The sequence below is a fragment of the Nocardiopsis salina YIM 90010 genome (assembly GCF_000341025.1).
In the GTDB taxonomy this organism is placed as follows: Bacteria; Actinomycetota; Actinomycetes; order Streptosporangiales; family Streptosporangiaceae; genus Nocardiopsis; species Nocardiopsis salina.
In genome coordinates, this window is the sequence record NZ_ANBF01000272.1 from 1 (window position 1) to 533 (window position 533).

Here is a 533-nt window from a genome sequence, read left to right on the forward strand (position 1 = left end):
CTACTCAATGTAGTACGTTCACTGACAGCCGTGCTACGCGGGTGATGCGAGGTCAGAGTGACCTTACCAATAACCATCGTGCGACGGGTAGTAGCTTCTCAAGGCCGCCCCAGAAGAAGGCACTATCGGGGAACCGTTCCACCTGAGACTCCGTCTGAGCTATGGTCATCCCACGACCGCGCACCCCCGCTCACGCACGGCGTGACTCGCGGCTCCCGCTCCGCCGCTCCATCCCCTTTTTCACGAGACCGGAGCTTGTCATGACCTATCCCCCGAACCCCGTCGGTGGCCCCGCCCCCAAGCAGGGCATGTCGACCGGGAAGAAGGTCGCCCTGTTCGGGTGCGCGATCCCCTCGGGTCTGCTCCTGCTTATGGGCGGGTGCATGGCCGCTGTCGTCGGTACTGATAACGACACGCACACCATCGAGGACACCACCACGGATGCGGATGCCGAAGTGGCCGATGAGGTTGCCCAGGAGGGCGAGACCGCACACGCTCTGGGCGAGACCTTCGAACACGGCAACTTCACCTTC

The 533-nt window shown here is 63.0% G+C and carries 1 pseudogene; it reads left to right on the top strand.

What is annotated here, in order from left to right:
* Window positions 1-260 precede the first annotated feature (260 nt).
* Window positions 261-533: pseudogene (locus tag D474_RS0127130) on the top strand (DUF4352 domain-containing protein); the annotation flags it as partial.